17 protein-coding genes are annotated in these 23,243 nt (G+C 72.8%); 9 read left to right on the top strand and 8 right to left on the bottom strand.

Features of this window, described 5'->3' with window-relative positions:
* Window positions 1-116: 116 nt before the first annotated feature.
* From EV386_RS06790 to EV386_RS06780, 3 genes are all read left to right on the top strand, one after another.
* Window positions 117-2,936, top strand: coding sequence for an aconitate hydratase (locus EV386_RS06790; RefSeq protein WP_130413512.1), 2,820 nt, complete (start codon window positions 117-119; stop codon window positions 2,934-2,936).
* Between the two features lie 99 nt (window positions 2,937-3,035).
* Window positions 3,036-3,971, top strand: coding sequence for an ABC transporter ATP-binding protein (locus tag EV386_RS06785; protein WP_130413510.1), 936 nt, complete (start codon window positions 3,036-3,038; stop codon window positions 3,969-3,971).
* Complete coding sequence (locus EV386_RS06780) at window positions 3,968-4,729, top strand: ABC transporter permease (RefSeq protein WP_130413508.1); 762 nt, start codon at window positions 3,968-3,970, stop codon at window positions 4,727-4,729. The genes EV386_RS06785 and EV386_RS06780 overlap by 4 nt, the downstream gene beginning before the upstream one ends.
* Before the next feature lie 3 nt (window positions 4,730-4,732).
* Here EV386_RS06780 and EV386_RS06775 read toward each other — a convergent pair whose 3' ends face one another.
* Genes EV386_RS06775 through guaB1 form a run of 3 tightly spaced genes read right to left on the bottom strand, consistent with a single transcriptional unit; the run spans window position 4,733 to window position 7,866 of the window.
* The gene (locus EV386_RS06775; protein ID WP_130413506.1) at window positions 4,733-5,650 is read right to left on the bottom strand and encodes a phosphotransferase; all 918 of its coding nucleotides are present in this window, start codon (window positions 5,648-5,650) and stop codon (window positions 4,733-4,735) included.
* Between the two features lie 4 nt (window positions 5,651-5,654).
* Window positions 5,655-6,350: an NUDIX hydrolase gene (locus EV386_RS06770; protein ID WP_130413504.1), complete on the bottom strand. Its 696-nt coding sequence runs from the start codon at window positions 6,348-6,350 to the stop codon at window positions 5,655-5,657.
* A 46-nt stretch (window positions 6,351-6,396) separates the two neighbouring features.
* On the bottom strand, window positions 6,397-7,866 hold the full coding sequence (gene guaB1, locus EV386_RS06765; protein WP_130413502.1) for a GMP reductase: 1,470 nt from the start codon (window positions 7,864-7,866) through the stop codon (window positions 6,397-6,399).
* A gap of 227 nt (window positions 7,867-8,093) precedes the next feature.
* Here guaB1 and dxs point away from each other — a divergent pair, with 227 nt between their 5' ends.
* The 3 genes from dxs to pflA all read left to right on the top strand — a co-directional run bounded on the left by dxs (window position 8,094) and on the right by pflA (window position 13,558).
* Window positions 8,094-9,986 (top strand): 1-deoxy-D-xylulose-5-phosphate synthase, encoded by a 1,893-nt coding sequence (dxs, locus tag EV386_RS06760; RefSeq protein WP_130413500.1) that lies wholly within the window; start codon window positions 8,094-8,096, stop codon window positions 9,984-9,986.
* Window positions 9,987-10,242: 256 nt separating this feature from the next.
* Window positions 10,243-12,504 (top strand): formate C-acetyltransferase, encoded by a 2,262-nt coding sequence (gene pflB / locus EV386_RS06755; RefSeq protein ID WP_130413498.1) that lies wholly within the window; start codon window positions 10,243-10,245, stop codon window positions 12,502-12,504.
* Window positions 12,505-12,529: 25 nt separating this feature from the next.
* On the top strand, window positions 12,530-13,558 hold the full coding sequence (pflA, locus tag EV386_RS06750) for a pyruvate formate-lyase-activating protein (protein WP_130413496.1): 1,029 nt from the start codon (window positions 12,530-12,532) through the stop codon (window positions 13,556-13,558).
* A 39-nt stretch (window positions 13,559-13,597) separates the two neighbouring features.
* Here the strand turns inward: pflA and EV386_RS06745 are convergent, their stop codons facing one another.
* The 5 genes from EV386_RS06745 to EV386_RS06725 all read right to left on the bottom strand — a co-directional run bounded on the left by EV386_RS06745 (window position 13,598) and on the right by EV386_RS06725 (window position 19,305).
* Complete coding sequence (locus EV386_RS06745; RefSeq protein ID WP_130413494.1) at window positions 13,598-13,807, bottom strand: hypothetical protein; 210 nt, start codon at window positions 13,805-13,807, stop codon at window positions 13,598-13,600.
* Window positions 13,808-13,926: 119 nt separating this feature from the next.
* On the bottom strand, window positions 13,927-16,065 hold the full coding sequence (locus EV386_RS06740; RefSeq protein WP_130413492.1) for a 3-hydroxyacyl-CoA dehydrogenase NAD-binding domain-containing protein: 2,139 nt from the start codon (window positions 16,063-16,065) through the stop codon (window positions 13,927-13,929).
* A gap of 2 nt (window positions 16,066-16,067) precedes the next feature.
* Window positions 16,068-17,312, bottom strand: a complete 1,245-nt coding sequence (locus tag EV386_RS06735) for a thiolase family protein (RefSeq protein WP_130413490.1) — start codon at window positions 17,310-17,312, stop codon at window positions 16,068-16,070.
* Between the two features lie 171 nt (window positions 17,313-17,483).
* Window positions 17,484-18,722 carry an HRDC domain-containing protein gene (locus EV386_RS06730; RefSeq protein ID WP_130413488.1) on the bottom strand — a complete coding sequence of 413 codons (1,239 nt, stop codon included), beginning with the start codon at window positions 18,720-18,722 and terminating at the stop codon, window positions 17,484-17,486.
* Between the two features lie 4 nt (window positions 18,723-18,726).
* On the bottom strand, window positions 18,727-19,305 hold the full coding sequence (locus EV386_RS06725) for a DUF3000 domain-containing protein (RefSeq protein ID WP_130413486.1): 579 nt from the start codon (window positions 19,303-19,305) through the stop codon (window positions 18,727-18,729).
* Between the two features lie 186 nt (window positions 19,306-19,491).
* Between EV386_RS06725 and gndA the strand changes: the two genes are divergently transcribed.
* Genes gndA through EV386_RS06710 form a run of 3 tightly spaced genes read left to right on the top strand, consistent with a single transcriptional unit; the run spans window position 19,492 to window position 23,241 of the window.
* Window positions 19,492-20,955, top strand: coding sequence for an NADP-dependent phosphogluconate dehydrogenase (gene gndA / locus EV386_RS06720; RefSeq protein ID WP_130413484.1), 1,464 nt, complete (start codon window positions 19,492-19,494; stop codon window positions 20,953-20,955).
* Window positions 20,952-22,220 (top strand): carboxylate--amine ligase, encoded by a 1,269-nt coding sequence (locus tag EV386_RS06715; RefSeq protein WP_242607856.1) that lies wholly within the window; start codon window positions 20,952-20,954, stop codon window positions 22,218-22,220. The genes gndA and EV386_RS06715 overlap by 4 nt, the downstream gene beginning before the upstream one ends.
* A gap of 19 nt (window positions 22,221-22,239) precedes the next feature.
* Window positions 22,240-23,241, top strand: a complete 1,002-nt coding sequence (locus EV386_RS06710) for a lipid II:glycine glycyltransferase FemX (protein WP_242607855.1) — start codon at window positions 22,240-22,242, stop codon at window positions 23,239-23,241.
* Window positions 23,242-23,243 lie beyond the last annotated feature (2 nt).

The raw sequence follows: 23,243 nt of genomic DNA, 5'->3' as shown, positions 1-23,243 counted from the left end.
GACGTCAAGATATCTGGGCTATGCTGGGGACGGGGTCCGGCACGCCGGGCCAAGCCCGCGAAACGCAGCGCCGCGCGCCCACGCGTGTGGCGCGGAATCCCTGTGGAGGAGCCGTAGTGAGCAGCGTGGACACATTCGGATCGAAGGGGACGCTGGAGGTCGCAGGCAAGGCCTACGAGATCTTCCGGCTGTCCGCGGTGGAGGGCGTCGAGCGCCTGCCGTACGCGCTGAAGATCCTCGCCGAGAACCTGCTTCGCACCGAGGACGGGGCGAACATCACCGCGGACCACGTCCGCGCGCTGGCCGCGTGGGACCCGCAGGCCGAGCCTGACACCGAGATCCAGTTCACGCCCGCGCGCGTGATCATGCAGGACTTCACCGGTGTGCCGTGCGTCGTCGACCTCGCGACCATGCGTGAGGCCGTCGCCGCGCTCGGCGGCGACCCCGACCGCATCAACCCGCTCGCCCCGGCCGAGATGGTCATCGACCACTCGGTGCAGATCGACGTGGCCGGGCGCGCCGACGCGTTCGCCCGCAACGTCGAGCTGGAGTACCAGCGCAACCACGAGCGCTACCAGTTCCTGCGCTGGGGCCAGACGGCGTTCGACGACTTCAAGGTCGTGCCGCCGGGCACCGGCATCGTGCACCAGGTCAACATCGAGTACCTGGCCCGCACCGTCATGACGCGCGAGGTCGACGGCGTGCTGCGCGCCTACCCCGACACGTGCGTGGGCACCGACTCGCACACCACCATGGTCAACGGCCTGGGCGTGCTGGGCTGGGGCGTCGGCGGCATCGAGGCCGAGGCGGCCATGCTGGGCCAGCCCGTCTCGATGCTCATCCCGCGCGTGGTGGGCTTCAAGCTCTCTGGCTCGATCCCCGCAGGCGTGACCGCGACCGACGTCGTGCTGACGATCACGCAGATGCTGCGCGCGCACGGCGTGGTGGGCAAGTTCGTCGAGTTCTACGGCCAGGGCGTCGCGCAGGTGCCGCTCGCCAACCGCGCGACCATCGGCAACATGTCGCCGGAGTTCGGCTCGACGGCGGCGATCTTCCCGATCGACTCCGTCACCATCGACTACTTGCGACTGACCGGCCGCAGCGACGAGCAGCTCGCCCTCGTGGAGGCCTACGCCAAGGAGCAGGGTCTGTGGCTGGACCCGTCGCTCGAGCCGGTGTTCTCCGAGTACCTCGAGCTCGACCTGTCGACGGTCGTGCCGTCGATCGCCGGCCCCAAGCGTCCGCAGGACCGCATCGAGCTGTCGGGCGCCAAGGAGTCCTTCGCCTCCTCGATCCTCGACTACGTCGACGCGAGCGAGGCGGCGCCGTTCCGTGACGACTCGCTCACGGGCCTCGACGAGGCCTCGGCCGAGTCGTTCCCGGCCTCCGACTCCGTCGCTCTCGGCCATTCCGACGCGAGCGACGCGCCCGTGGCCGCCGGCCACGGCGACGTCGCGCACCGCCCGCACAAGGTCACCCCGGTGACGCTGGCGGACGGCACGGCGACCGAGCTCGACCACGGGCACGTCGTGATCGCGTCGATCACGAGCTGCACCAACACCTCGAACCCGTCGGTCATGCTCGCCGCCGCGCTGCTGGCCAAGAAGGCGGTCGAGAAGGGCCTGTCGTCCAAGCCCTGGGTCAAGACCTCGATGGCGCCCGGATCGCAGGTCGTCACGGGCTACTACGAGAAGGCCGGCCTGTGGCCGTACCTCGAGAAGCTCGGCTTCCACCTGGTGGGCTACGGCTGCGCGACCTGCATCGGCAACTCGGGCCCGCTGCCCGAGGAGGTCTCGGCCGTGGTCAACGAGCACGACCTGTCGGTCGTCTCGGTGCTGTCCGGCAACCGCAACTTCGAGGGCCGCATCAACCCCGACGTCAAGATGAACTACCTGGCCTCGCCGCCGCTGGTCATCGCCTACGCCCTGGCCGGAACGATGGACTTCGACTTCGACACCCAGCCGCTGGGCGTCGACGACGAGGGCATCCCGGTGTTCCTGCGCGACATCTGGCCGACGCCGGACGAGGTCGAGCGGACGATCGCGGGGTCCATCGACCGGGAGATGTTCGAGGCCGACTACGCCGACGTCTTTAAGGGCGACGAGCGCTGGCGCGCCCTCGAGGTGCCCACGGGCGCGACGTTCGCGTGGGACCCCACCTCGACCTACGTGCGCAAGCCCCCGTACTTCGACGGCATGCAGGCGTCCCCGGCCCCCGTCACCGACATCACCGGCGCGCGCGTGCTGGCCAAGCTCGGCGACTCGGTCACCACCGACCACATCTCGCCCGCCGGGTCGATCAAGCCCGACAGCCCGGCCGGCCGGTACCTGGCCGAGCACGGCGTCGAGCGCCGCGACTTCAACAGCTACGGCTCGCGCCGCGGCAACCACGAGGTCATGATCCGCGGCACGTTCGCGAACATCCGCCTCAAGAACCAGCTCCTGGACGGCGTCGAGGGCGGCTTCACGCACAACTTCGTCAAGGGCGCCCAGGACACGATCTACGACGCCGCGCAGGACTACGCCGCGGCCAGCATCCCCCTCGTGGTGCTCGGCGGCAAGGAGTACGGCTCGGGCTCGTCACGCGACTGGGCCGCCAAGGGCACCGCGCTGCTGGGCGTCAAGGCCGTCATCACCGAGTCGTTCGAGCGCATCCACCGCTCGAACCTCATCGGCATGGGTGTGCTGCCGCTGCAGTTCCCGGCCGGCGAGAGCGCCGCGTCGCTCGGCCTCGACGGGACCGAGACGTTCGACATCGTCGGCGTCACCGCGCTCAACGAGGGCACGACGCCCTCGACGGTCGCCGTGACGGCCACCAAGGCGGACGGCTCCGCCGTCGCGTTCGACGCGGTCGTGCGCATCGACACCCCCGGAGAGGCCGACTACTACCGCAACGGCGGAATCCTGCAGTACGTGCTGCGCTCGCTGGTTGCCTGACCGAGACGACGGCGCCCCGACCCTCCACGCAGGGTCGGGGCGCCGTCGTGCGTGCGCGGCGCCCTCGACGGCGCCGCCCGCATGGGCGAGCATGGGGCCATGACCGCACCGGCATTGCGCGTCCGTGGCCTGCGCAAGGAGTACCCGAGCCGCGACGGGGCCGGGCCGGTCGTCGCCGTCGACGGGATCGACGTCGAGGTCGCGCCGGGGGAGATCGTCGCGTTCCTGGGCCCCAACGGCGCGGGCAAGACGACGACGCTCGACATCGTGCTGGGCCTGGTCCCGCCGACGTCGGGCGCGGTCGAGGTGCTGGGCCTCGCCCCACGCCAGGCCGTCACCGCGGGGAAGGTGTCCGCGGTGCTGCAGACCGGCGGGCTGTTGCGTGACCTGCGCGTGGAGGAGACGGTCCGGTCGATCGCCGCGCTGCACGGCGCCGACGCCCGCGTCCCCGAGGTCATGCGGCGCGCCGGGATCGCCGACCTCGCACGCCGCAAGGTGAGCCAGTGCTCAGGCGGCGAGCAGCAGCGGCTCCGGTTCGCGCTCGCGTTGCTGCCCGACCCGCAGATCCTGGTGCTCGACGAGCCCACGGCGGGCATGGACGCCGGCGCGCGGCGCGACTTCTGGGAGACGATGCGGGCCGAGACCCACGCGGGGCGCACGGTCGTGTTCGCGACGCACTACCTGGAGGAGGCGCAGGCCTTCGCGCCGCGCACCGTGCTCATCGACCACGGCCGCATCCGGGCCGACCGGCCCACCGACGAGCTGCGCAGCCTCGTCGGCGACCGCATGGTCGCCGCGACGGTCCCGTCGGCGACGGTCGAGGGCGCGCTCGCGGCGTTGCGAGCGGTGGACGGCGTGCGCGAGGCGCGCGCCGAGGGCGATCGCGTGATCGCCGTCGGCCCCGGCTCCGACGCCGCCGCGCTGGCGCTCCTGACGACGCTCGGTGGGCACGACCTGGAGGTCACCGCGCCCTCGCTCGAGTCGGCGTTCTTCGCCCTGACCGAAGACGCCGCGGCCCAGGGGAGCAATCGGTGAACCTCACGTACCTGCGCATCGACCTGCAGCGCCAACTGCGCGACGTCGCCAACATCGCGTTCGTCATCGGCCTGCCCGTGGCGATGTACCTGATCTTCGGCACGACCTTCGGAGCGGGCGACGAGAGCGCCGGGCACGCCACCGTGCGGTTCTACGTCATGGCGTCGATGGCCGTGTATGGGGCGTCGGTCGCCACGACGGCAGTGGCGGGCATGGCCGCCATCGAGCTCATGCAGGGCTGGGGCCGCCAGATCGGGCTGACGCCCATGCGCCCGGCCGGCTACGTGGCGACCAAGGTGGCGGTCGCGCTGATCATCGCCGCCGGGGGCGTGACGGCGGTGTTCGTCGTGGGCGCGCTCACGGGGGCGCGCGCCGACGCCGCCTGGATCTGGGTGGCGACGTTCGTCATCGCGTGGCTGGGAGCCTCGCTCTTTGCGCTCTACGGGCTCGCGATCGCGCAGACCTTCCGCTCCGAGAGCGCGGTGAGCGTGGCCGCGGCGGGTCTGGTGCTGCTGGCGTTCTTCGGCAACCTGTTCGTGCCGCTGTCGGGGACGATCCTGCAGGTCGCGAGATTCACCCCGATGTACGGGTACGCGAGCCTCGTGCGCTACCCCCAGCTGCGCGGGCAGGTCATCGACGTGGGCGGCGGCGCCTCGCAGGACCCGCTGTGGTGGAGCGTGGCCAACGTGGTCGTGTGGGCCGTGGTGTTCGCGCTCGTGGCGGTGTGGGCGGTGCGCCGCGGCCGCGCGCGGCGCTGAGCCTCAACGCCCGGCGAACAGCTCGCCGATGGCGTGCTCGCCGATGGGCGCCAGGCCCGGGTGCAGGTCGGGATGGGCCAGCATCGCCGAGGCGTACACCAGCGCCCAGCCGCGTGCCCGCGTCCAGGTGGCCTCGTCCCAGCCGGCTCCGCCCGGGCCGGCGCCCGCCGTCGTCAGCGCGTCGCGGCACGCGGCCCGCCCCGCGGCGTCGAAGGTCAGCCACAAGGATCCCAGGTCGCTCGCGGGGTCGCCCGCCGTCACGTCGCCGAAGTCGACGACGGCGGCGAGGCGGTCCCGCGCCCCGTGGTGGGAGGCGGGAGCCACGACGAGGTTGGCGGGGTGCGGGTCGCCGTGCAGCCACACGGGCGGCCCGTCGTAGGGGGCGGCGGCGAGCGCGGCGTCCCACAGCCGGGCGCCGGGTTCCGTCTCGGCCAGCGCGGGACGCGCGCGCTGGCGCAGCGGCACGCCGCGGAACGGGTTGTGCGGGGCGAGGACGCCGCCGCCGGGCGGGCGGTGCAGCGCGGCGAGCAGTCGGCCGAGCGTGGGCGCCCACGCGCGCCGGGCGGGCACGGGCGTGGCGGCCGCGGCGACGCCGTCGGCCCACGGCGCCACGCTCCAAGGCCACGGGTAGCCGAGCGCCGCGCTCGGAGCGCCCGCCCGGAGCGGCACGGGCACGACGACGTCGGGGACCGCACGCCTCAGGGTCGGCGCGAGCAGCGGCAGCGCGGCCCGCTCGTGCTCGACGAGCGGGGCGGCGGCCGCGCGTCGCGGCAGCCGCAGCACCAGGCGCTCGCCCGCCCGGACCATGACGTTGTCCCACCCGTTCGCCGCGACGCGCAGCGGCAGGGCCGCGAGGTCCGGGTGCTGTTCGCGCAGCAGCGCCCGTGCGAGCGCCACGGTGACGTCGAGCTCGGCCCTCACGCCGTCACGGCAGTTCGAGCTCGCGCCCGCGGTCCCAGTCCTCGGTCCAGCCGAGGTGGGTGAACATCGCGTCGAGCACCCCGGCGGTGAAGCCCCACACGAGGTGCTCGACGCCGTCGACGGACAGGAGCCACGCGGGGCCCCGCCACGTGGCCCTGCCCCGCCGCAGCACCGTGGTGTAGCGGTGCGCGGGGTCGAGCAGGTCGGCGACGGGCGTGCGGAAGACGTACGCCGACTCACCGGCGTCGACCACGCCCACGGGCGACGGCGTCGACCACCAGCCGACCACGGGCGTCACGAGGTGGTTGCTGACGGGCATCGGCAGCGTCGCCAGGGTGCCGAGCACGTCGACGCCCGCGACGTCGAGCCCGGTCTCCTCGCGCGCCTCGCGCAGCGCCGCGGCGACCACGTCCTCGTCCGACTCGACCCGCCCGCCAGGGAACGCGACCTGCCCGGCGTGCGAGCGCAGGGTCGCGGCTCGGCGCAGCAGCAGCACGTCGAGGTCGTGTGAGACGGCCTCGTGCTGCGCCTCGTGGTCCGCGGGCAGCTGGTCGAGCACCCCGAACAGGACCAGGACGGCCGCGGCGCGGGCCGCGCGGTCGTCGAGGGCCCCGCGCGCGTGCGGCCACGGGCCCGGGAAGGCGGGGTCGGCGGCGAGCGCGGCGAGCTGGTCCCGCGCGCTGCGCGGTGTGTCGGTCACGCCTCGAGGCTACCGCCGTCACCATGCGCGACCGCGGCGTGCGCCGTCACCACGACGTGGGGACCGGCATGCCCTCCTGGTACCCGGCCGCCGACTGGATGCCGACCACGGCGCGCTCGGCGAACTGCGCGAGCGTGCGCGCCCCCGCGTAGGTGAGCGCCGAGCGCAGGCCCGAGGTGATCTCGTCGAGCAGGTCCTCGACGCCCGCGCGGACCGGGTCGAGGTACATCTTGCCGCTCGAGATGCCCTCCTCGAACAGGCCCTTGCGGGCGCGGGCGAACGCCGTGCCCTCGCCGGCCGTGCGGGCGGCCACCGCGCGCGCGGAGGCCATGCCGAACGAGTCCTTGTAGAAACGCCCGGCGCCGTCGTCGTGCAGGTCGCCCGGGGACTCGTAGGTGCCCGCGAACCACGAGCCGACCATGACCTGGGACGCGCCGGCCGCGAGCGCGAGCGCGACGTCGCGCGGGTGCCGCACCCCGCCGTCGGCCCACACCTGCGTGCCGAGCTCGCGCGCCGCGGCGGCGCACTCGAGCACCGCGGAGAACTGCGGGCGCCCGACGGCGGTCATCATGCGCGTCGTGCACATGGCGCCGGGACCCACGCCCACCTTGAGGATGTCGGCGCCGGCGGCGACCAGGTCGCGCACACCGGCGGCCGTCACGACGTTGCCCGCCACGACCGGCACGTCGGGCGCGACCGTGCGCACGGCGTCGAGCGCCTGGAGCATGCGCGTCTGGTGCCCGTGCGCGGTGTCGACGACGAGCACGTCGACGCCCGCGGCGAGCAGCTCCTTGGCCTTGGCGGCGACGTCGCCGTTGATGCCGACCGCGGCGCCGACCCGCAGGCGCCCAGCGGCGTCGAGCGCGGGGGAGTAGACCGTCGAGCGCACGGCGCCCTTGCGCGTCAGCACGCCCACGAGCGCCCCGGCCTGCGGGCCTGCGGAGTCGGGGCGCACGACGACGGCCAGGTCCGTCTTGGCCGCGTGCAGGCGCTCGAACGCCGCCTCAAGCCCCAGCGCCGCGAGCTCGTCGGCGTCGAACCGCGCGACGTCGCTCGACATGACGCGGCCCGCCTGCGTGAAGCGGTCGGTGCCCAGGCACTCGGCCTCGGTGACGACGCCGACGGGTCGCCCGTCCTCGACGACGACCGCGGCGCCGTGCGCGCGCTTGCCCAGCAGCGTCAGCACCGTGGAGACCGTGTCGTGCGCGCCGACCGTCACGGGCGTCTCGACCACCGGGTCCTTGGACTTGACGCCGGCGACGACGTCCGCGACCACGTCGACCGGGATGTCCTGCGGGATGATCGCGAGGCCGCCGCGGCGGGCCACGGTCTCGGCCATGCGCCGGCCGGCGACGGCGGTCATGTTGGCGACGACGATCGGGATCGTGGTGCCCGTGCCGTCGTCGGTCGACAGGTCGACGTCGAAGCGGCTCGCGACGTCCGAGCGGGACGGCACCAAGAACACGTCGCCGTAGGTCAGGTCGGTGGTGGGCTGCTGCCCGTCGAGAAAGCGCATGGCTCCTCCAAACAGGGCGCGCACGGGCGGCGCGCTCGCGTTCCGGCGAAGGCGTTGCGCCGGCGTCGTCGAGCCTACGCGCGGCCATGGGGCCGTGGGGGCGGCGTGCAGATCGGGTGCACGCTCCTGAGGCGCGCCGCGAGCCCGTCCTGCGCAGTCTGTCGGAGCGCCTAGGCTTGATCGGTCCGCGTCCGGTGGCGCGGCTGGTCGCTCGGAAGGAAGTGCACATGGGCTTGTTGGCCGGCATCACGTCGCCCGCCGACCTGCGGAGGCTGTCGCCCGATCAGCTGCCTGCGCTCGCCGCGGAGATCCGGCGGTTCCTGGTCCACAACGTCTCGCGGACCGGTGGCCACCTGGGCCCCAACCTCGGCGTCGTCGAGCTGACCATCGCGCTGCACCGCGTCTTCGACTCGCCGCGCGACACCATCGTGTTCGACACGGGCCACCAGACCTACGTGCACAAGCTCTTGACGGGCCGTCAGGACTTCTCGGCGCTGCGCAAGCAGGGCGGCATGTCGGGCTACCCCTCGCGCGCGGAGTCGGAGCACGACGTCGTCGAGAACTCCCACGCGTCGACGGCGCTGAGCTGGGCCGACGGCATCGCCAAGGCCAACCAGGTGCGCGGCCTCGAGGACCGGCACGTGGTGGCCGTCATCGGCGACGGCGCCCTGACCGGAGGCATGGCCTGGGAGGCGCTCAACAACATCGCCGAGTCGGAGGATCGGCGGGTGGTCATCGTCGTCAACGACAACGGGCGCTCGTACTCGCCGACCATCGGCGGCCTGGCCCACCACCTCGACACGCTGCGCACCACGCGCGGCTACGAGCAGTTCCTCGGCTGGGGCAAGCGCACCCTGTTCCGCTCAGGCCCACCCGGACGGTTCGCCTACGACTGGCTGCACGGTCTGAAGAAGGGCCTCAAGGACGTCGTGGCGCCGCAGGGGATGTTCGAGGACCTCGGCATCAAGTACATCGGGCCCATCGACGGGCACGACGAGGCGGCGATGGAGCGCGCCCTCACGCTCGCCCAGGGGTACGGCTCTCCCGTGATTGTGCACGCCATCACCGAGAAGGGGCGCGGCTACACGCCCGCCGAGCAGGACGTCGCCGACCGGTTCCACGCCGTCGGGCAGATCCACCCCGAGACCGGACTGCCGGTGGCGCCCTCGCGCTTCGGGTGGACCTCGGTGTTCGCCGACGAGATCGTCAAGATCGGGCGTCGGCGCCCCGACGTGGTGGCCATCACGGCCGCGATGCTCGCCCCCGTGGGCCTGGCGCCGTTCGCCAAGGAGTTCCCCGAGCGCACCTTCGACGTCGGCATCGCCGAGCAGCACGCGGCGACCTCGGCCGCCGGCATGGCCTTCGCCGGCCTGCACCCGGTGGTCGCGGTGTACGCGACCTTCCTGAACCGCGCGTTCGACCAGGTGCTCATGGACATCGCGCTGCACAAGGCGGGCGTGACGTTCGTGCTCGACCGCGCCGGCATCACGGGTGACGACGGCGCGAGCCACAACGGCATGTGGGACATGGCGATGCTGCGCGCCGTCCCCGGCCTGCGCCTGGCCGCGCCGCGCGACGAGGTCACGCTGCGCGCCGCGCTGCGCGCCGCCGTCGACGTCGACGACGCCCCCACGGTGGTGCGCTACCCCAAGAGCGCGCTCGTCGAGTCCATCCCGGCGGTCTCGGAGCTCGACGGTGTCGACGTCGTCGCCCGCTACGAGGCGGCGCCCGCAGGCGGGGCCGCCGCGCGCCGCGTCCTGCTCGTGGGCATCGGCTCGATGGCCGGATGCGCCCTGGAGACCGGTCAGGCGCTCGCGGTGCACGGCGTCGAGGTCACCGTCGTCTCACCAACGTGGGTGCTGCCGGTCCCGGCCGCCCTGGTCAAGCTCGCGGGCGAGCACGACCTCGTCGTGACGATCGAGGACGGCGTCGTCGACGGCGGTGTGGGGTCGGCGTTGGCCCAGCGCGCGTCCGAGCAGGGGGTCATCACCCCGCAGGCGCACCTGGGCATCCCGCTGCGGTTCCTCGACCACGCGAGCATCGACCAGGTGACGACCGCGTCGCGCCTGACTCCCGAGGACGCGACGCGCGACGCGCTCGCGGCGCTCGCGCTGCTCTAGGCGCCCGCGAACGGCGCGGGCGCCGCCCGGCAGGGCTCCGACCTGGGTGAACGCGGCGCGCCGCGCGCCGTCGTGTGGCGCGGCAGCCCGCCCGGTTACACGGGGTGACCTGCGCAGACGCTGTGGTCAGACCACAGTGTGAGCAAGGTGACAGGCTTCCGGGGCCGTTTGGTGTGGCTGTGGTCTGTCCACGGGCGTAACGTCGTCCTTGGAAACAGGGGGAGGACGATCCCTCCCGGAGGAGAGAAGGTCAGCAATGACGACGACAGCGTCCGCCGCCGACACGATCACGACCGCCTGGGCCGGCTTCACCAACGGCCCCTGGCAGGACAAGATCGACGTCCGCGACTTCATCCAGAGGAACTACACGCCGTACGAGGGTGACGACACCTTCCTCGCCGGCCCGACCGCCCGCACGACGAAGGTGTGGGAGACGCTCGCGGCCATGTTCCCGGCCGAGCGTGAGAAGGGCGTCTACGACGTCGACAACAAGATCCCCGCCGGGATCACCGCCCACGCGCCGGGCTACATCTCCAAGGACGACGAGGTCATCGTCGGCCTGCAGACCGACGCCCCGCTCAAGCGCGCGATGATGCCGTTCGGTGGCTGGCGCATGGTCGAGACGTCGCTCAAGACCTACGGCTACGACGTCGACCCCACGCTGCACGAGGTCTTCACCAAGTACCGCAAGACCCACAACCAGGGCGTCTTCGACGGGTACTCGCCGGCCGTGCGCGCAGCGCGCTCGTCGCACATCATCACCGGCCTTCCGGACGCCTACGGCCGCGGCCGCATCATCGGCGACTACCGCCGCGTCGCCCTGTACGGCGTCGACCAGCTCATCGAGGCCAAGAAGGTCGACAAGCTCGAGCTCGACTCCGAGGTCTTCTCCGAGAAGATCGTGCGCGAGCGCGAGGAGCACGCCGAGCAGATCCGCGCCCTGGGCGAGCTCAAGGAGATGGCCGCCTCCTACGGCTACGACATCTCCCGCCCCGCCACCACGGCCACGGAGGCCGTGCAGTGGCTGTACTTCGGCTACCTCGCCGCGGTCAAGGAGCAGAACGGCGCGGCCATGTCGCTGGGCCGCGTGTCGACCTTCCTCGACGTCTACTTCGAGCGTGACCTCGCCTCCGGTGTGCTCACCGAGGAGCAGGCGCAGGAGGTCATGGACGACTTCGTGATCAAGCTGCGGATCGTGCGCTTCCTGCGCACCCCGGAGTACGACGCGCTGTTCTCGGGCGACCCGACGTGGGTCACCGAGTCGATCGCCGGCATGGGCCAGGACGGGCGACCGCTGGTGACCAAGAACTCGTTCCGCATGCTGCAGACGCTCTACAACCTGGGCCCGGCCCCCGAGCCCAACATGACCGTGCTGTGGAGCGCCGCGCTGCCCCAGGGCTTCAAGGACTTCTGCGCCAAGGTCTCGATCGACACCTCGGCCGTGCAGTACGAGTCGGACGACACCATCCGCTCGCACTGGGGCGACGACGCCGCGATCGCCTGCTGCGTCTCGCCGATGGCCGTCGGCAAGCAGATGCAGTTCTTCGGCGCCCGCGTCAACCTCGCCAAGACGCTGCTGTACGCGATCAACGGCGGCAAGGACGAGGTCTCGGGCAAGCAGGTCTCCCCGGCCTTCGCGCCGGTCGAGCCCGGCGTCGCCCTCGACTTCGACGACGTGCGCGCCCGCTTCGACAAGACGATGGACTGGCTGGCCGCCACCTACGTCGAGGCGCTCAACGTCATCCACTACATGCACGACAAGTACGCCTACGAGCGCATCGAGATGGCGCTGCACGACAAGGAGGTGCTGCGGACCATGGCCTGCGGCATCGCCGGCCTCGCCGTGGCCGCCGACTCGCTGTCGGCCATCAAGTACGCGAAGGTCATGCCCGTCTTCGACGAGCGCGGCATCGTGGTCGACTACCAGACCGAGGGTGAGTTCCCGACCTACGGCAACGACGACGACCGCGCCGACGACATCGCCGTCGAGCTGGTCGAGTCCTTCATGGCCAAGATCCGCTCGCACAAGATGTACCGCGACGCGCTGCCGACCCAGTCGGTGCTGACCATCACCTCGAACGTCGTGTACGGCAAGGCCACGGGCAACACGCCCGACGGGCGCCGCGCCGGCGAGCCGTTCTCCCCGGGCGCCAACCCGATGAACGGCCGCGACACGCACGGCATGCTCGCCTCCGCTCTGTCAGTCGCGAAGCTCCCCTACGACGAGGCGCAGGACGGCATCTCGCTGACCAACACCGTCGTGCCGACGGGCCTGGGCCGCACCAAGGAGGAGCAGATCGCCAACCTGGCCGGCCTGCTCGACGCCTCGGTCGGCGCCAGCGGGTACCACATGAACGTCAACGTGCTGGTCCGCGAGACCCTCGAGGACGCCATGGAGCACCCGGAGAACTACCCGCAGCTCACGATCCGCGTGTCGGGCTACGCCGTGAACTTCGTCCGCCTCACCCGCGAGCAGCAGCTCGACGTGCTGAGCCGGACGTTCCACGGCGCGGTGTGACGCGGATCGGGAGATCCTGGTCGTCATGACCACCATGAACCCCGCGACCGGCGCCGCCACCCCACCCCTCGGCGGTGGCGCCGGCCGCGGCGTCTTCCTCGGCGCCCCGTCCGTCATCGGAGTGCCTGAGGTCTTCGGCGTGGCCGAGCTCTACGGGGACTCGATCCCCGCCGACCTCGACGCGCCCACCGCGGCGCGGCGCCGGACCGGCGCCGGGCTCGATGGGCTGTCGATCGCCGACGACCTCGACCGCACTTCCAAGCTGGCGATGATGCGCACGGGCGAGCTCGGCTCGGTCCACTCGTGGGAGCTCGTCACCGCCGTGGACGGACCGGGCACCCGCCTGACCGTCTTCCTCAACGGCTGCCCGCTGCGCTGCCTGTACTGCCACAACCCCGACACGCTCAACATGCGCGACGGGGAGCCGGTCACGGCCCGTGAGCTGCTCGCACGCGTCAAGCGGTACGTGCCCGTGTTCCGCGCCACCAAGGGCGGCATCACGCTCTCGGGTGGCGAGGTGCTGCAGCAGCCCGCCTTCGCGGCGCGCGTTCTGCGCGGCGCCAAGGAGATGGGCGTGCACACCGCCGTCGACACCTCCGGGTTCCTCGGCGCGGCGATGAGCGACGAGATGCTCGCCGACACCGACCTGGTGCTGCTCGACGTCAAGTCGGGCGACCCCGAGACCTACCTCAAGGTCACCAAGCGGGCGCTCGCGCCCACGCTCGACTTCGGGCGCCGGCTTGCGCAGTCCGGGCTGCCGGGCGGTGCCACCGCATCGCGCCCCGTCGAGGTGTGGGTGCGGTTCGTGCTGGTGCCGGGTCTGACCGACGACGAGCGCAACGTCGACCTGGTGGCCGACTACACCGCCTCGCTCAACGAGATCCGCCCGGGAACCGTCTCCCGGGTCGAGGTGCTGCCCTTCCACCAGATGGGCCGCGACAAGTGGACCGCTCTGGGGCGGGACTACTCTCTCGGCGACACGCAGCCGCCGAGCGTCGAGCTCACCGAACGCGTGCGGGAGCAGTTCCGCTCGCGGGGGCTCGCAACCTTCTGAGGCTCCTCCGCCTCGTTTCCACCGGCGCGGCCGGCGACTCTAGGAGTCGTCGGCCGCGCCGTCGTCATGCGTGCCGTGCTCGCCGACGCTGCCGTACGCCTCGGCGACCGCCCGCCAGCAGCCCAGGTCGGCCTCGGCGCGAAAACGCTGGATCGACCGCGGGCGCTCCGCGAGGTCGCGAGCCAGCTCGGTGACGAGCAGTTCGAGCTCGCGGCGGGAGAGGTGGGCCAGCCAGGGCAACGTCGCCATCGTCGAAGTCTGTCCTGTGCTTGCCCGGGGCGCCATCCGTGACCGCGGTGAGCCCGGCTGAACTCCTGGCGCCCGCCCGGTGGTTTCGACAGGCTCAACCACCGGGAGGGGGTCGGGGGTCAGGGCTGCGGGACGCTTGCCACGCCGGCGGGCAGCAGCCGCCGCCCGAGCACCCGCTCGCTGTAGCCCGTGCGGTCGAGGTACGGCGTGATGCCGCCCGTGTGGAAGCCCCACCCCGCGCCGAGGATCATGCACAGGTCGATCTGCGGTGGCCCGGCCACCACACCCTCGTCGAGCATGTGGCCGACCTCGACACTCAGCGCCGTCAGGACCGAGTCGAGCACGCCGCCGGCGTCGAGCACCGCGGTCCCCGCGCGCCCGGTCGCCCCGGGCTCCAGCGCCGGCCCGAACGTCGCCTGGATCGCGGGGTCGACGGGCTTGTGCAGGCCGGGTCGCGGGGCGTCGAGCACGACGCGCGTGCCCTCGGCGACGAGCTTCTCCAGGCCGGGGGAGACCGGGAACCGCTCGCCCAGGTCCTCGCGCAGCGAGGTCAGCACGTGCAGTCCGACGGCGGGGCCGACCAGGTCGAAGAGCTCGAACGTCGGCATCGGGAGCCCGAGCGGGGCGAGCGCGGTGTCGGCGACCTCGACCGCGGTGCCGTTCTCGATCGCCTCGACGACCTTGCCCATGACGAGCACCAGCAGGCGGTTGACGACGAACCCTGGCCGGTCCTTGACCAGCACCGCCGTCTTGCGCAGCGCGGCCGTGATGGCGAAGGCCGTCGCCAGCGCCTCGGGCGAGGTGCGCTCGGCCTGAACCACCTCGACCAGCGGCATCTGGGCGACCGGGTTGAAGAAGTGCACCCCCACGACGCGCTCGGGGTGGCGCAGGTCGGCGGCCATCTCGGTCACCGACAACGCCGAGGTGTTGGTCGCGAGGACCGTCTCGGGGGAGACCACGTCCTCAAGCTCGGCGAACACGCGCTTCTTGAGCGACAGGATCTCGGTCACCGCCTCGATGACGACGTCGCAGTCCGCGAACTGCCGCAGGTCGGTCGTCCCGTGCACCGAGGCGATGACGCGCGCGGCGGCGTCCGCGCCCATGCGCCCGCGCGCGACGAGCTTGTCGACCGTCGAGCGCACGAACCCGAGGCCCTTGGCGACGCGCTCGGCGTCCAGGTCGCGCATGACGACGGGCACGCCGAGGCGTTGGGAGACCAGGAGCGCGATCTGGGCGGCCATGAGGCCGGCGCCCACGATGCCGACCCGGGTCACAGGCCGGGCCAGCGCCTTGTCCGGGGCGCCGGCCGGCCGCTTGCCGCCCGAGACGAGCGAGAACGCGTAGACGCTCGCGCGCATCTCGTCGCTCATCACCAGGTCAGCCAGCGCCTGGTCCTCGGCGGCGAACGCCTCCTGGCGGGTGGCCGTGCGGGCCGCGGCGATGAGGTCGAGCGCACGGTAGGGCGCCGCTCGCGACCCCTGCACGACGGCGTCGAGGTGGGCTCGCGCGCCCGCGACGACGGCGTCCCACACCGGCTGCGGGTCCAGGGGCCGACGCTCGACGATGACCTCGCCGCGCACGACGCGCGCGGCCCACGCGATCGACTGCTCGAGGAAGTCGGCGGCGTCGAACTGGACGTCGACGAGCCCGATGGCGAGCGCCTCGGCGGGCTTGAACGGCTTGTTCTGCGCTGGACGCGTGAGGATGACCTCGACGGCCCGCTCCACGCCGACCAGGCGCGGCACCAGGTAGGCGCCACCCCAGCCGGGCACGAGGCCGAGCCCGGTCTCCGGCAGTCCGAGCGCGGGCGCCTGGGAGGCGACCGTGCGGTAGTCACAGTTGAGCGCGACCTCAAGGCCGCCGCCCAGGGCGAGGCCGTTGACGAACGCGAACGTCGGGACCCCGGCGTCGTGCAGCAGCTCGTAGGCGGCGTGGCCGATGCGGCCCAGCTCGAGCGCCTGCTCGCGCGTGGTGACCGCGCCGATGCCGAGCAGGTCGGCGCCGGCGGCGAGGAAGTACGGCTTGCCGGTCACGGCGATGGCGGCGATCTCGCCGCTCGCGGCCCGTTCGCGCAGCTCGCCGAGGCGCTCGGCGAGTTCGGCCATGGCGAGCGGCCCGAGCGTGCTCGGCTTGGTGTGGTCGAGGCCGTTGTCGAGCGTGACAAGCGCGAGCGTGCCCGCGCCGCCGGGCAGGGTGACGTCGCGCACGAGCGCGTGGGTGACGCGCTCGGCGCGCACCGGGATGGTGGTGTCCGACATCGTCAGGCCTCCTCAGGCGTGATCGTGTGGCCGCTGTAGTCGGCGTGGTGCGGGTTCTCCCAGATGACGGTGCCGCCTTGGCCCAGTCCCACGCACATGGTGGTCAGGCCGTAGCGCACGTGCGGGCTCTGCTCGAACTGCCGCGCGAGCTGCGTCATCAGCCGCACGCCCGACGACGCGAGCGGATGGCCGACGGCGATCGCGCCGCCGTAGGGGTTGACGCGCTCGTCGTCGTCGGCGAGGCCGAAGTGGTCGAGGAAGGCGAGCACCTGGACGGCGAACGCCTCGTTGATCTCGAACAGGCCGATGTCGTCGATGGTCAGGCCGGCGCGGGCCAGCGCCCGCTCGGTCGACGGGATCGGGCCCAGACCCATCACAGCGGGGTCGACCCCCGCGAACGCGGAGGAGACCAGGCGCATGCGCGCGGGCAGCCCGAGCTCGTCGGCGACGTCGCCCGCGGCGAGCAGCGACGCCGTCGCGCCGTCGGTCAGCGGGGAGGCGTTGCCCGCGGTGACCCGTCCGCCGGGACGGAATGGCGTCTTCAGGTCACGGATGGCGTCGAGGGTGGTGCCGGGGCGCGGTAGCTCGTCGGCGGTCGCGAGGCCCCAGCCGAGCGTGGCCGAGCGTGTCGCCACGGGCACGATCTCCGGGCCGACGTCGCCGTTGGCCAGCGCCTTGGCGTACTTGGCCTGGCTCGCCACCGCGTAGGCGTCGGCGCGCTCCTTGGTCAGGTGTGGCATGCGGTCGTGGATGTTCTCGGCCGTGACGCCCATGTTGAGCGCCTCGGCGTCGACGAGGCGCTCGGCGACGAAGCGCGGGTTGGGGTCGGCGTCGAAGCCCATGGGGTGGTGGCCCATGTGCTCGACGCCGCCCGCGATCACGACGTCCTGTTGGCCCGCGGCGATGCCGGCGGCGGTGGTCGTGACGGCGGTCATGCCGCCCGCGCACATGCGGTCGATGGCGTAGCCGGGCACGGAGCGCGGCAGTCCCGCCAGGACGGCGACGGTGCGGCCGAGTGTGATGCCCTGATCGCCCTGTTGGGTGGTGGCGGCGATCGCGACCTCGTCGACGCGGTCGGCGGGCAGTTCGGGGTGGCGGCGCAGCAGTTCGCGCACGGCCTTGACGATGAGGTCGTCGGCGCGGGTCTCGGCGTAGAGGCCGTCGGGGCGGGCCTTGCCGAACGGCGTGCGCACGCCGTCGACGAAGACGACGTCGCGAAGCAGCGGACGCCGGGCGGTGGTGGTCATGTCAGCTCCATCTGCGAGGGATGGTCGGGACGACGGCGTCCTCAGCGACGCCGCGGCGACCCGGGACGTCGTGGTGTGACCCGGGACACGTGAGTGCACGCTACCGCGAGTATGAGGAAATACCTAGCCCCCATTGAGACGCAGTCTCAGTGGGGGCTGTGCGGCGCCGGCTCAGCCGTTCTCGGCGAAGGCCTGGGCCAACCGGTCCGCGAGCAGGCCGATCTGCCATTCGCGCGCGCCGCGGCCGCGCAGGAAGTCGGCGACCGAGTCTCCCGTCGCCGGGCGCGGCGGCGCCCAGCACAGACGGCGCAACGCGTCGGGCTGAAGCAGGTTCTCGACCGGCACGCTCAACTCGTTCGAGAGGCGGGCGACCAGGTCGCGCGCGGCGGCCAGCCGCCGCGTCGCCTCGGGGTTGCGCTCGGGCCACAGGCGCGCTTGCGGGGGGCCGTCGCTGCTCGGGCCCCGCTGGCTGGGCAGCTCCGACTCGGCCAGCGCCATCGCCTGGTCGATGGCGCGCTGCCACGTGGCCGCGCGCCGACGCTGGCCCTTGCCCGCGAACTCGCCGATCTGGACGAGCTGGCCCGCGGTGCGCGGCATCGCCTGCGCCGCGGCCACGATCGCGCGATCGGGCAGCACGCGGCCCGGAGCGATGTCTCGCACGCGCGCCGAGGCGTCGCGCGCGAGCCACAGGGAGCGGACGATCGCCAGCTTGCGTCGGTCGCGCAGCGTGTGCGTGCCCGACACGCGCCGCCAGGGGTCCGGGCGCGGCGCGGGCGGGGCAGCGGTGCGCACCGCCTCGAACTCCTGCGCGGCCCACTCCGCCTTGCCGGCCTCGTCCAGGCGTGCGGCGAGCGCGTCGCGCAACTCGACGAGCACCTCGACGTCGAGCGCTGCGTAGCGCAGCCAGTCCATCGGGAGCGGGCGCGTGGACCAGTCGACGGCCGAGTGCTCCTTGGCCAGGCCCCACCCGAGCAACTCGGCGACGACGGCGGCCAACCCGACCCGCTCCATGCCGAGCAGGCGCGCGGCGAGCTCGGTGTCGAAGACGCGCGCGGGGCGCAGCCCGTGCTCGCCGAGCCCGGGAAGATCCTGCGACGCCGCGTGCAGCACCCACTCGGTCCCGTCGACCGCCTCGGCGATCACCGACAGGTCCGGCAGGGCGACCGGGTCGAGCAGTGCGGTCCCCGCGCCGGCGCGGCGCAGTTGCACGAGGAAGGTCGACTGCCCGTACCGGTATCCCGACGCGCGCTCGGCGTCGGCGGCGACCGGGCCCGACCCCTCGGCGAACGCCGCGACGACCCTGGCGAGGCCCGCCGCGGTGTCGACGACGTCACCGACGCCGTCGGCCGGCTCGGTGAGCGGGACGATCGGCCTGGCGGGGACTGCGGTCTGCTCAGGCGGCTGTGTCACGCACCTACCGTAATCCGGACCTGCGCGGTCCCAGCGCAGTGACGCCCTCCGGCAGGGGCGGAAGGCCCCCGGCAGTGGCCATGAGGTCGGCCCACATGTGCAGGTGCGTGCCGAGCGCCGTGTCGGTCGGCGTCCAGGAGGCGCGCAGTTCGAGGTCGACGGCGTCAGGCGTGCCGTCGAGCGCGCCGAAGCTGTTCGACAGCACACGCGTGACGGTGCCGCCCAACGCGACCACGTCGACGCCCGCCTGTTCGACGGTCTCGGTGACCCAGCTCCAGGCGACCTCGGCGAGCATCGGGTCGTCCACCATCTCGGGCTCGAGCGAGGCCCGGACCAACGTGACGACGCGGAAGTCGCCGCGCCAGGTCTCCTGCCCGGCAGGATCGTGCAGGACGACGAACCGTCCGGTGGCGAGCTCCAGGCCCCCGACCGAGACCTCGGCCTCGAGCGCCGCGCTCCACGGCGCGATCCGTCCGGGACCGGGCACCTCGTGCAAGGTCACCTCGGGGCGCAGCCGAGGTCGGCGCAGCGACGTCAGCGCGGCGGCGAACCGGGAGGGAATCTCCCGTTGATCGGGCGTCACGTGCCCACGGTAGGCCGAGTGGGGGCGCGTGAGGGACAGCCTCGCCGCACGCGCCGCCTGGTCGATCCCGGATCGTGACCTGCGTCCCAGCCCGCTGCGGCCGCCCGACTAGGCTTGCTCCGGTTGCGCGCGCCCCGACGAGGGCGCAGCGCGGGACGCACAACGACGCACGAGGAGCGAGACACGATGACGCAGTCCACCGGGCTTGGCGCCCAGGCCGGCACAGCGCAGATCGGTGTGACCGGTCTTGCGGTGATGGGTCGGAATTTGGCGCGGAATTTGGCGCGGCATGGGTACACGGTGGCGGTGCATAACCGCAGTGTGGCCAGGACGCGGTCGTTGGTCGCGCAGGCGGGCGATGAGGGGGTGTTCGTGCCGTGTGAGTCGTTGGCGCAGTTTGTGGCGTCGTTGGAGCGTCCGCGCAAGGTCGTGGTGATGGTCAAGGCCGGGGCGCCCACGGACGCGGTGATCGATGAGCTGACGCCGTTGTTGGAGGAGGGCGACATCGTGGTCGACGCGGGCAACGCCCACTACCCGGACACGGTGCGTCGGGAGGCGGCGCTGCGGGAGCTGGGTCTGCGGTTTGTGGGGGCGGGGGTCTCGGGCGGTGAGGAGGGCGCGTTGCACGGCCCGTCGATCATGCCCGGTGGGACATGTGAGGCGTATGAGGTGTTGGGCCCGATCTTGGAGGACATCGCCGCGAAGGTCGACGGGGTCCCGTGTTGCGCGTATGTGGGCCCGGACGGGGCGGGGCACTTCGTCAAGATGGTGCACAACGGCATCGAGTACGCCGACATGCAGCTGATCGGTGAGGCGTATGACCTGCTGCGTCAGGGGTTGGGCGCCTCCGCGGGCGAGATCGGGGAGGTCTTCGCCCGGTGGAACACCGGGGACCTGGAGTCGTTCCTGATCGAGATCACCGCCGACGTGCTCTCGCATGTGGACGCCGAGACCGGGGCCGCGTTCGTCGACGTGGTGGCCGACCAGGCCGAGCAGAAGGGCACCGGGCGTTGGACGGTGCACAGCGGCCTGGACCTGGGGGTGCCGATCACCGCGATCGCCGAGGCCACGTTCGCCCGCGCCCTGTCGGGCGCGACGGCCGGGCGCCAGGCCGCGCGCGCCGCGCTGCCCGCCCACGCCCCCGCATGGCAGGTCGCCGACCGCGACGCGTTCGTCGAGGACGTGCGCCAGGCCCTGTACGCCTCGAAGGTCGTGGCCTACTCCCAGGGCTTCGACCAGATCGCCGCGGCCTCGGCCGAGCACGGGTGGGGCATCGACCGCGGCGCGATGGCCCGCATCTGGCGCGGCGGGTGCATCATCCGCGCCCGGTTCCTGGACCGCATCACCCAGGCCTATGAGCGCGACACGGACCTGCCGCTGCTGCTGGCCGACCCCTACTTCACCGACGCCGTCGCCTCGGGCCTGGCCGCCTGGCGGCGCGTGGTCGCCGCCGCCGCCACCCACGGCGTGCCCACCCCCGCGTTCTCCTCCGCCCTGGCCTACTACGACGCCGTGCGCGCACCGCGCCTACCCGCCGCGCTCATCCAAGCCCAACGCGACTACTTCGGCGCCCACACCTACCACCGCACCGACAAAGACGGCGCCTACCACACCGACTGGTCCGGCGACCGCACCGAGTCGAACGCATGAGGATGGCCGACCCCACACGCGATCTGACGGTCGTCGGCATCGGCGGCGACATCGGGATGTACGCGCTGTGCCGCGCGTTCCACGAGCGGTACGGCGCGCCCGCTGTCGTCCTGTCCACCGTCGCGACCCGCGCACTGCAACGCTCCTCGTTCGTCGAGAACGTGGTGGTGCCGGGCTTGGGCGACGTCGAGACGCTGCTGGCCGCGCTGGAGGACCAGGCGCGGCGCCTGGCGGGGCGCACCCTGGTGCTCCTGACCAACTCGGACTGGCACGTGCACACGATCGTCGAGCACCGGGCCCGGATCGAGGCGGCGGGGTACCTCGTCCAGTACCCGAGCAAGGACGTGCTCGCACGCGTGGCGACCAAGGAGGGCTTCGCGCAGGTGTGCGAGCGCCTGGGCATCCCGACGCCGCGCACCGTTCCGGTCGACATCGCGCGGCTCACCGCGCAAGGTCCCGACGCGCTCGCCGCGGCCGCCGACGCGGTCGACGCGCTGACCTACCCGGTCATCGCCAAGCCGTCGGACTCCTCGCAGTGGTTCGCCGTCTCGTTCCCCGGCAAGCAGAAGGTGCACACGCTCGACGCGCGCGCCGACCTGGTCGCGCTGCTCGGCCACCTCGCGGACGCCCGGTACCCCGGCACGCTCCTGGTCCAGGAGTACATCCCGGGGGACGAGACGCAGCAGCGCTCGCTGACCGCCTACCGCGACAGCCACGGCGAGGTGACGCTGCTGGCCACCGGCCGCGTGCTGCTCGAGGAGCACACGCCCGGCACGCTCGGCATCCCGGCGGCGATCCTTGTCGAGCCGTATGACGACGCCATGGACGCCGCCCGGCGGTTCCTCGACGACGTCGGCTACGTCGGGTTCGCCAACTTCGACTTCAAGCGCGACCGCCGCGACGGGCGTCACGTGTTCTTCGAGGTCAACCCGCGCATCGGCCGCAACAACCACTACGTGACGGCCGCGGGGGCGAACGTCGCCGAGGCGCTCGTCGAGGACGTCGTGCTGGGCCACCGGGCGCAGCCGCGACGTGCTGTGGACGAGGTGCTGTACACGGTGGTGCCGTTCGGGCTGCTCAAGCGGTACATCCTCGACCCTGACCTGCGCGCGCGTCTCGAGCGCGTCGTGCGGCGCGGGGGGCTGGCCAACCCGCTCAAGTACGACGCCGACGCGCGCCCGCTGCGGCGTGTGGTGGTCGAGGCGATCACGCAGAACTACCGCCGCAAGTACGCCCAGCACTATCCCGCGGCCAAGACGGACTGAGAGGCACGACGTGACGAGGGTGAACGAGGTCCTGGACCGGGCCGCCTGGGACGGCGAGGTGAACGCCCTGGGCGGCCACCCGCTACAACTGTGGGGTTGGGGCGAGGTCAAGGGCATGGGGGAGTGGACGCCGCGACGCCTGCGCGTGACCTCGCAGGACGGCGCGCCGCTCGGCCTGGCCCAGGTGCTCGTGCGGCGCCTGCCGGCGCCGTTCAAAGCGTTGAGCTACGTGCCGCGCGGGCCGGTCGTCGCGCCCGACGGAACGGGCGCGGACGTGGCGCGCCGCGAGGTCGCCGAGGCGGTCGTGGAATGGTGCCGCGCACACCTCGGCGGTGTCGGCGTGAGCTTCGAGCCGGCGTGGGCCGAGGGCGTGGCCCTCGGGGTGGCCGGCGCGCGCCGGGCGCGCAACACGATCCTGTACCCCTCGACGCTCATCCTGGACCTGGAACGTGAGCCCGACGCGCTGCTCGCGGACATGCGCAAGTCGACGCGCTACGAGATCCGCAAGGCCCAGCGCGAGGGCCTGGTGGTGCGTCGCGTGACCGGTGAGGACGAGGTGCGCGCCGTGCTCGGGGTCTACCACGAGACCGCCCGGCGCGCGGGGTTCGCCCTGCACGACGACGAGTACTACCTCGCCGTGCACCGTGAGCTGGGCGAGGCCTCACGCCTGGTGGCGGCGTTCGACGAGGACGGCCAGCCGTGCTGCTTCGCGTGGGCCGCGACGTCGTCCAGCACCGCGTTCCTGCTGTACGGAGGGGCGAACGACGCCGGGCGGCGCCTGCGCGCGACCGCCCCCGTGTACTGGGCGTCGATCACCGACGCGCGCGAGCTGGGCGTGGGCGCCTACGACCTCAACGGTCTGCTCAACGACGGCATCGGTGAGTTCAAGCGGAGCTTCGCCAAACACGAGGACCAGCTCGCGGGCACCTGGGACGTGCCGCTCAACGCCGCGCTCCACACGGCGTGGGAGCGGGGTCTGCCGACCGCCAAGAAGGTGGTGCGGCGCCTACGCGGCCGCTGACG

The sequence above is a fragment of the Xylanimonas ulmi genome (assembly GCF_004216535.1).
Classification (GTDB): domain Bacteria; phylum Actinomycetota; class Actinomycetes; order Actinomycetales; family Cellulomonadaceae; genus Xylanimonas; species Xylanimonas ulmi.
The sequence above is the reverse complement of the archived record's forward strand: the minus strand, read 5'-3'. Positions and strand labels throughout refer to the sequence as shown.

What these genes read in the sequence shown, in the direction of transcription:
- EV386_RS06785 (WP_130413510.1), top strand. Translation starts at nt 3,036, where the DNA reads ATGACCGCACCGGCATTGCGCGTCCGTGGCCTGCGCAAGGAGTACCCG.
- guaB1 (WP_130413502.1), bottom strand. Translation starts at nt 7,866, where the DNA reads ATGCGCTTTCTCGACGGGCAGCAGCCCACCACCGACCTGACCTACGGC.
- dxs (WP_130413500.1), top strand. Translation starts at nt 8,094, where the DNA reads ATGGGCTTGTTGGCCGGCATCACGTCGCCCGCCGACCTGCGGAGGCTG.
- pflB (WP_130413498.1), top strand. Translation starts at nt 10,243, where the DNA reads ATGACGACGACAGCGTCCGCCGCCGACACGATCACGACCGCCTGGGCC.
- pflA (WP_130413496.1), top strand. Translation starts at nt 12,530, where the DNA reads ATGACCACCATGAACCCCGCGACCGGCGCCGCCACCCCACCCCTCGGC.
- EV386_RS06745 (WP_130413494.1), bottom strand. Translation starts at nt 13,807, where the DNA reads ATGGCGACGTTGCCCTGGCTGGCCCACCTCTCCCGCCGCGAGCTCGAA.
- EV386_RS06740 (WP_130413492.1), bottom strand. Translation starts at nt 16,065, where the DNA reads ATGTCGGACACCACCATCCCGGTGCGCGCCGAGCGCGTCACCCACGCG.
- EV386_RS06735 (WP_130413490.1), bottom strand. Translation starts at nt 17,312, where the DNA reads ATGACCACCACCGCCCGGCGTCCGCTGCTTCGCGACGTCGTCTTCGTC.
- gndA (WP_130413484.1), top strand. Translation starts at nt 19,492, where the DNA reads ATGACGCAGTCCACCGGGCTTGGCGCCCAGGCCGGCACAGCGCAGATC.
- EV386_RS06715 (WP_242607856.1), top strand. Translation starts at nt 20,952, where the DNA reads ATGAGGATGGCCGACCCCACACGCGATCTGACGGTCGTCGGCATCGGC.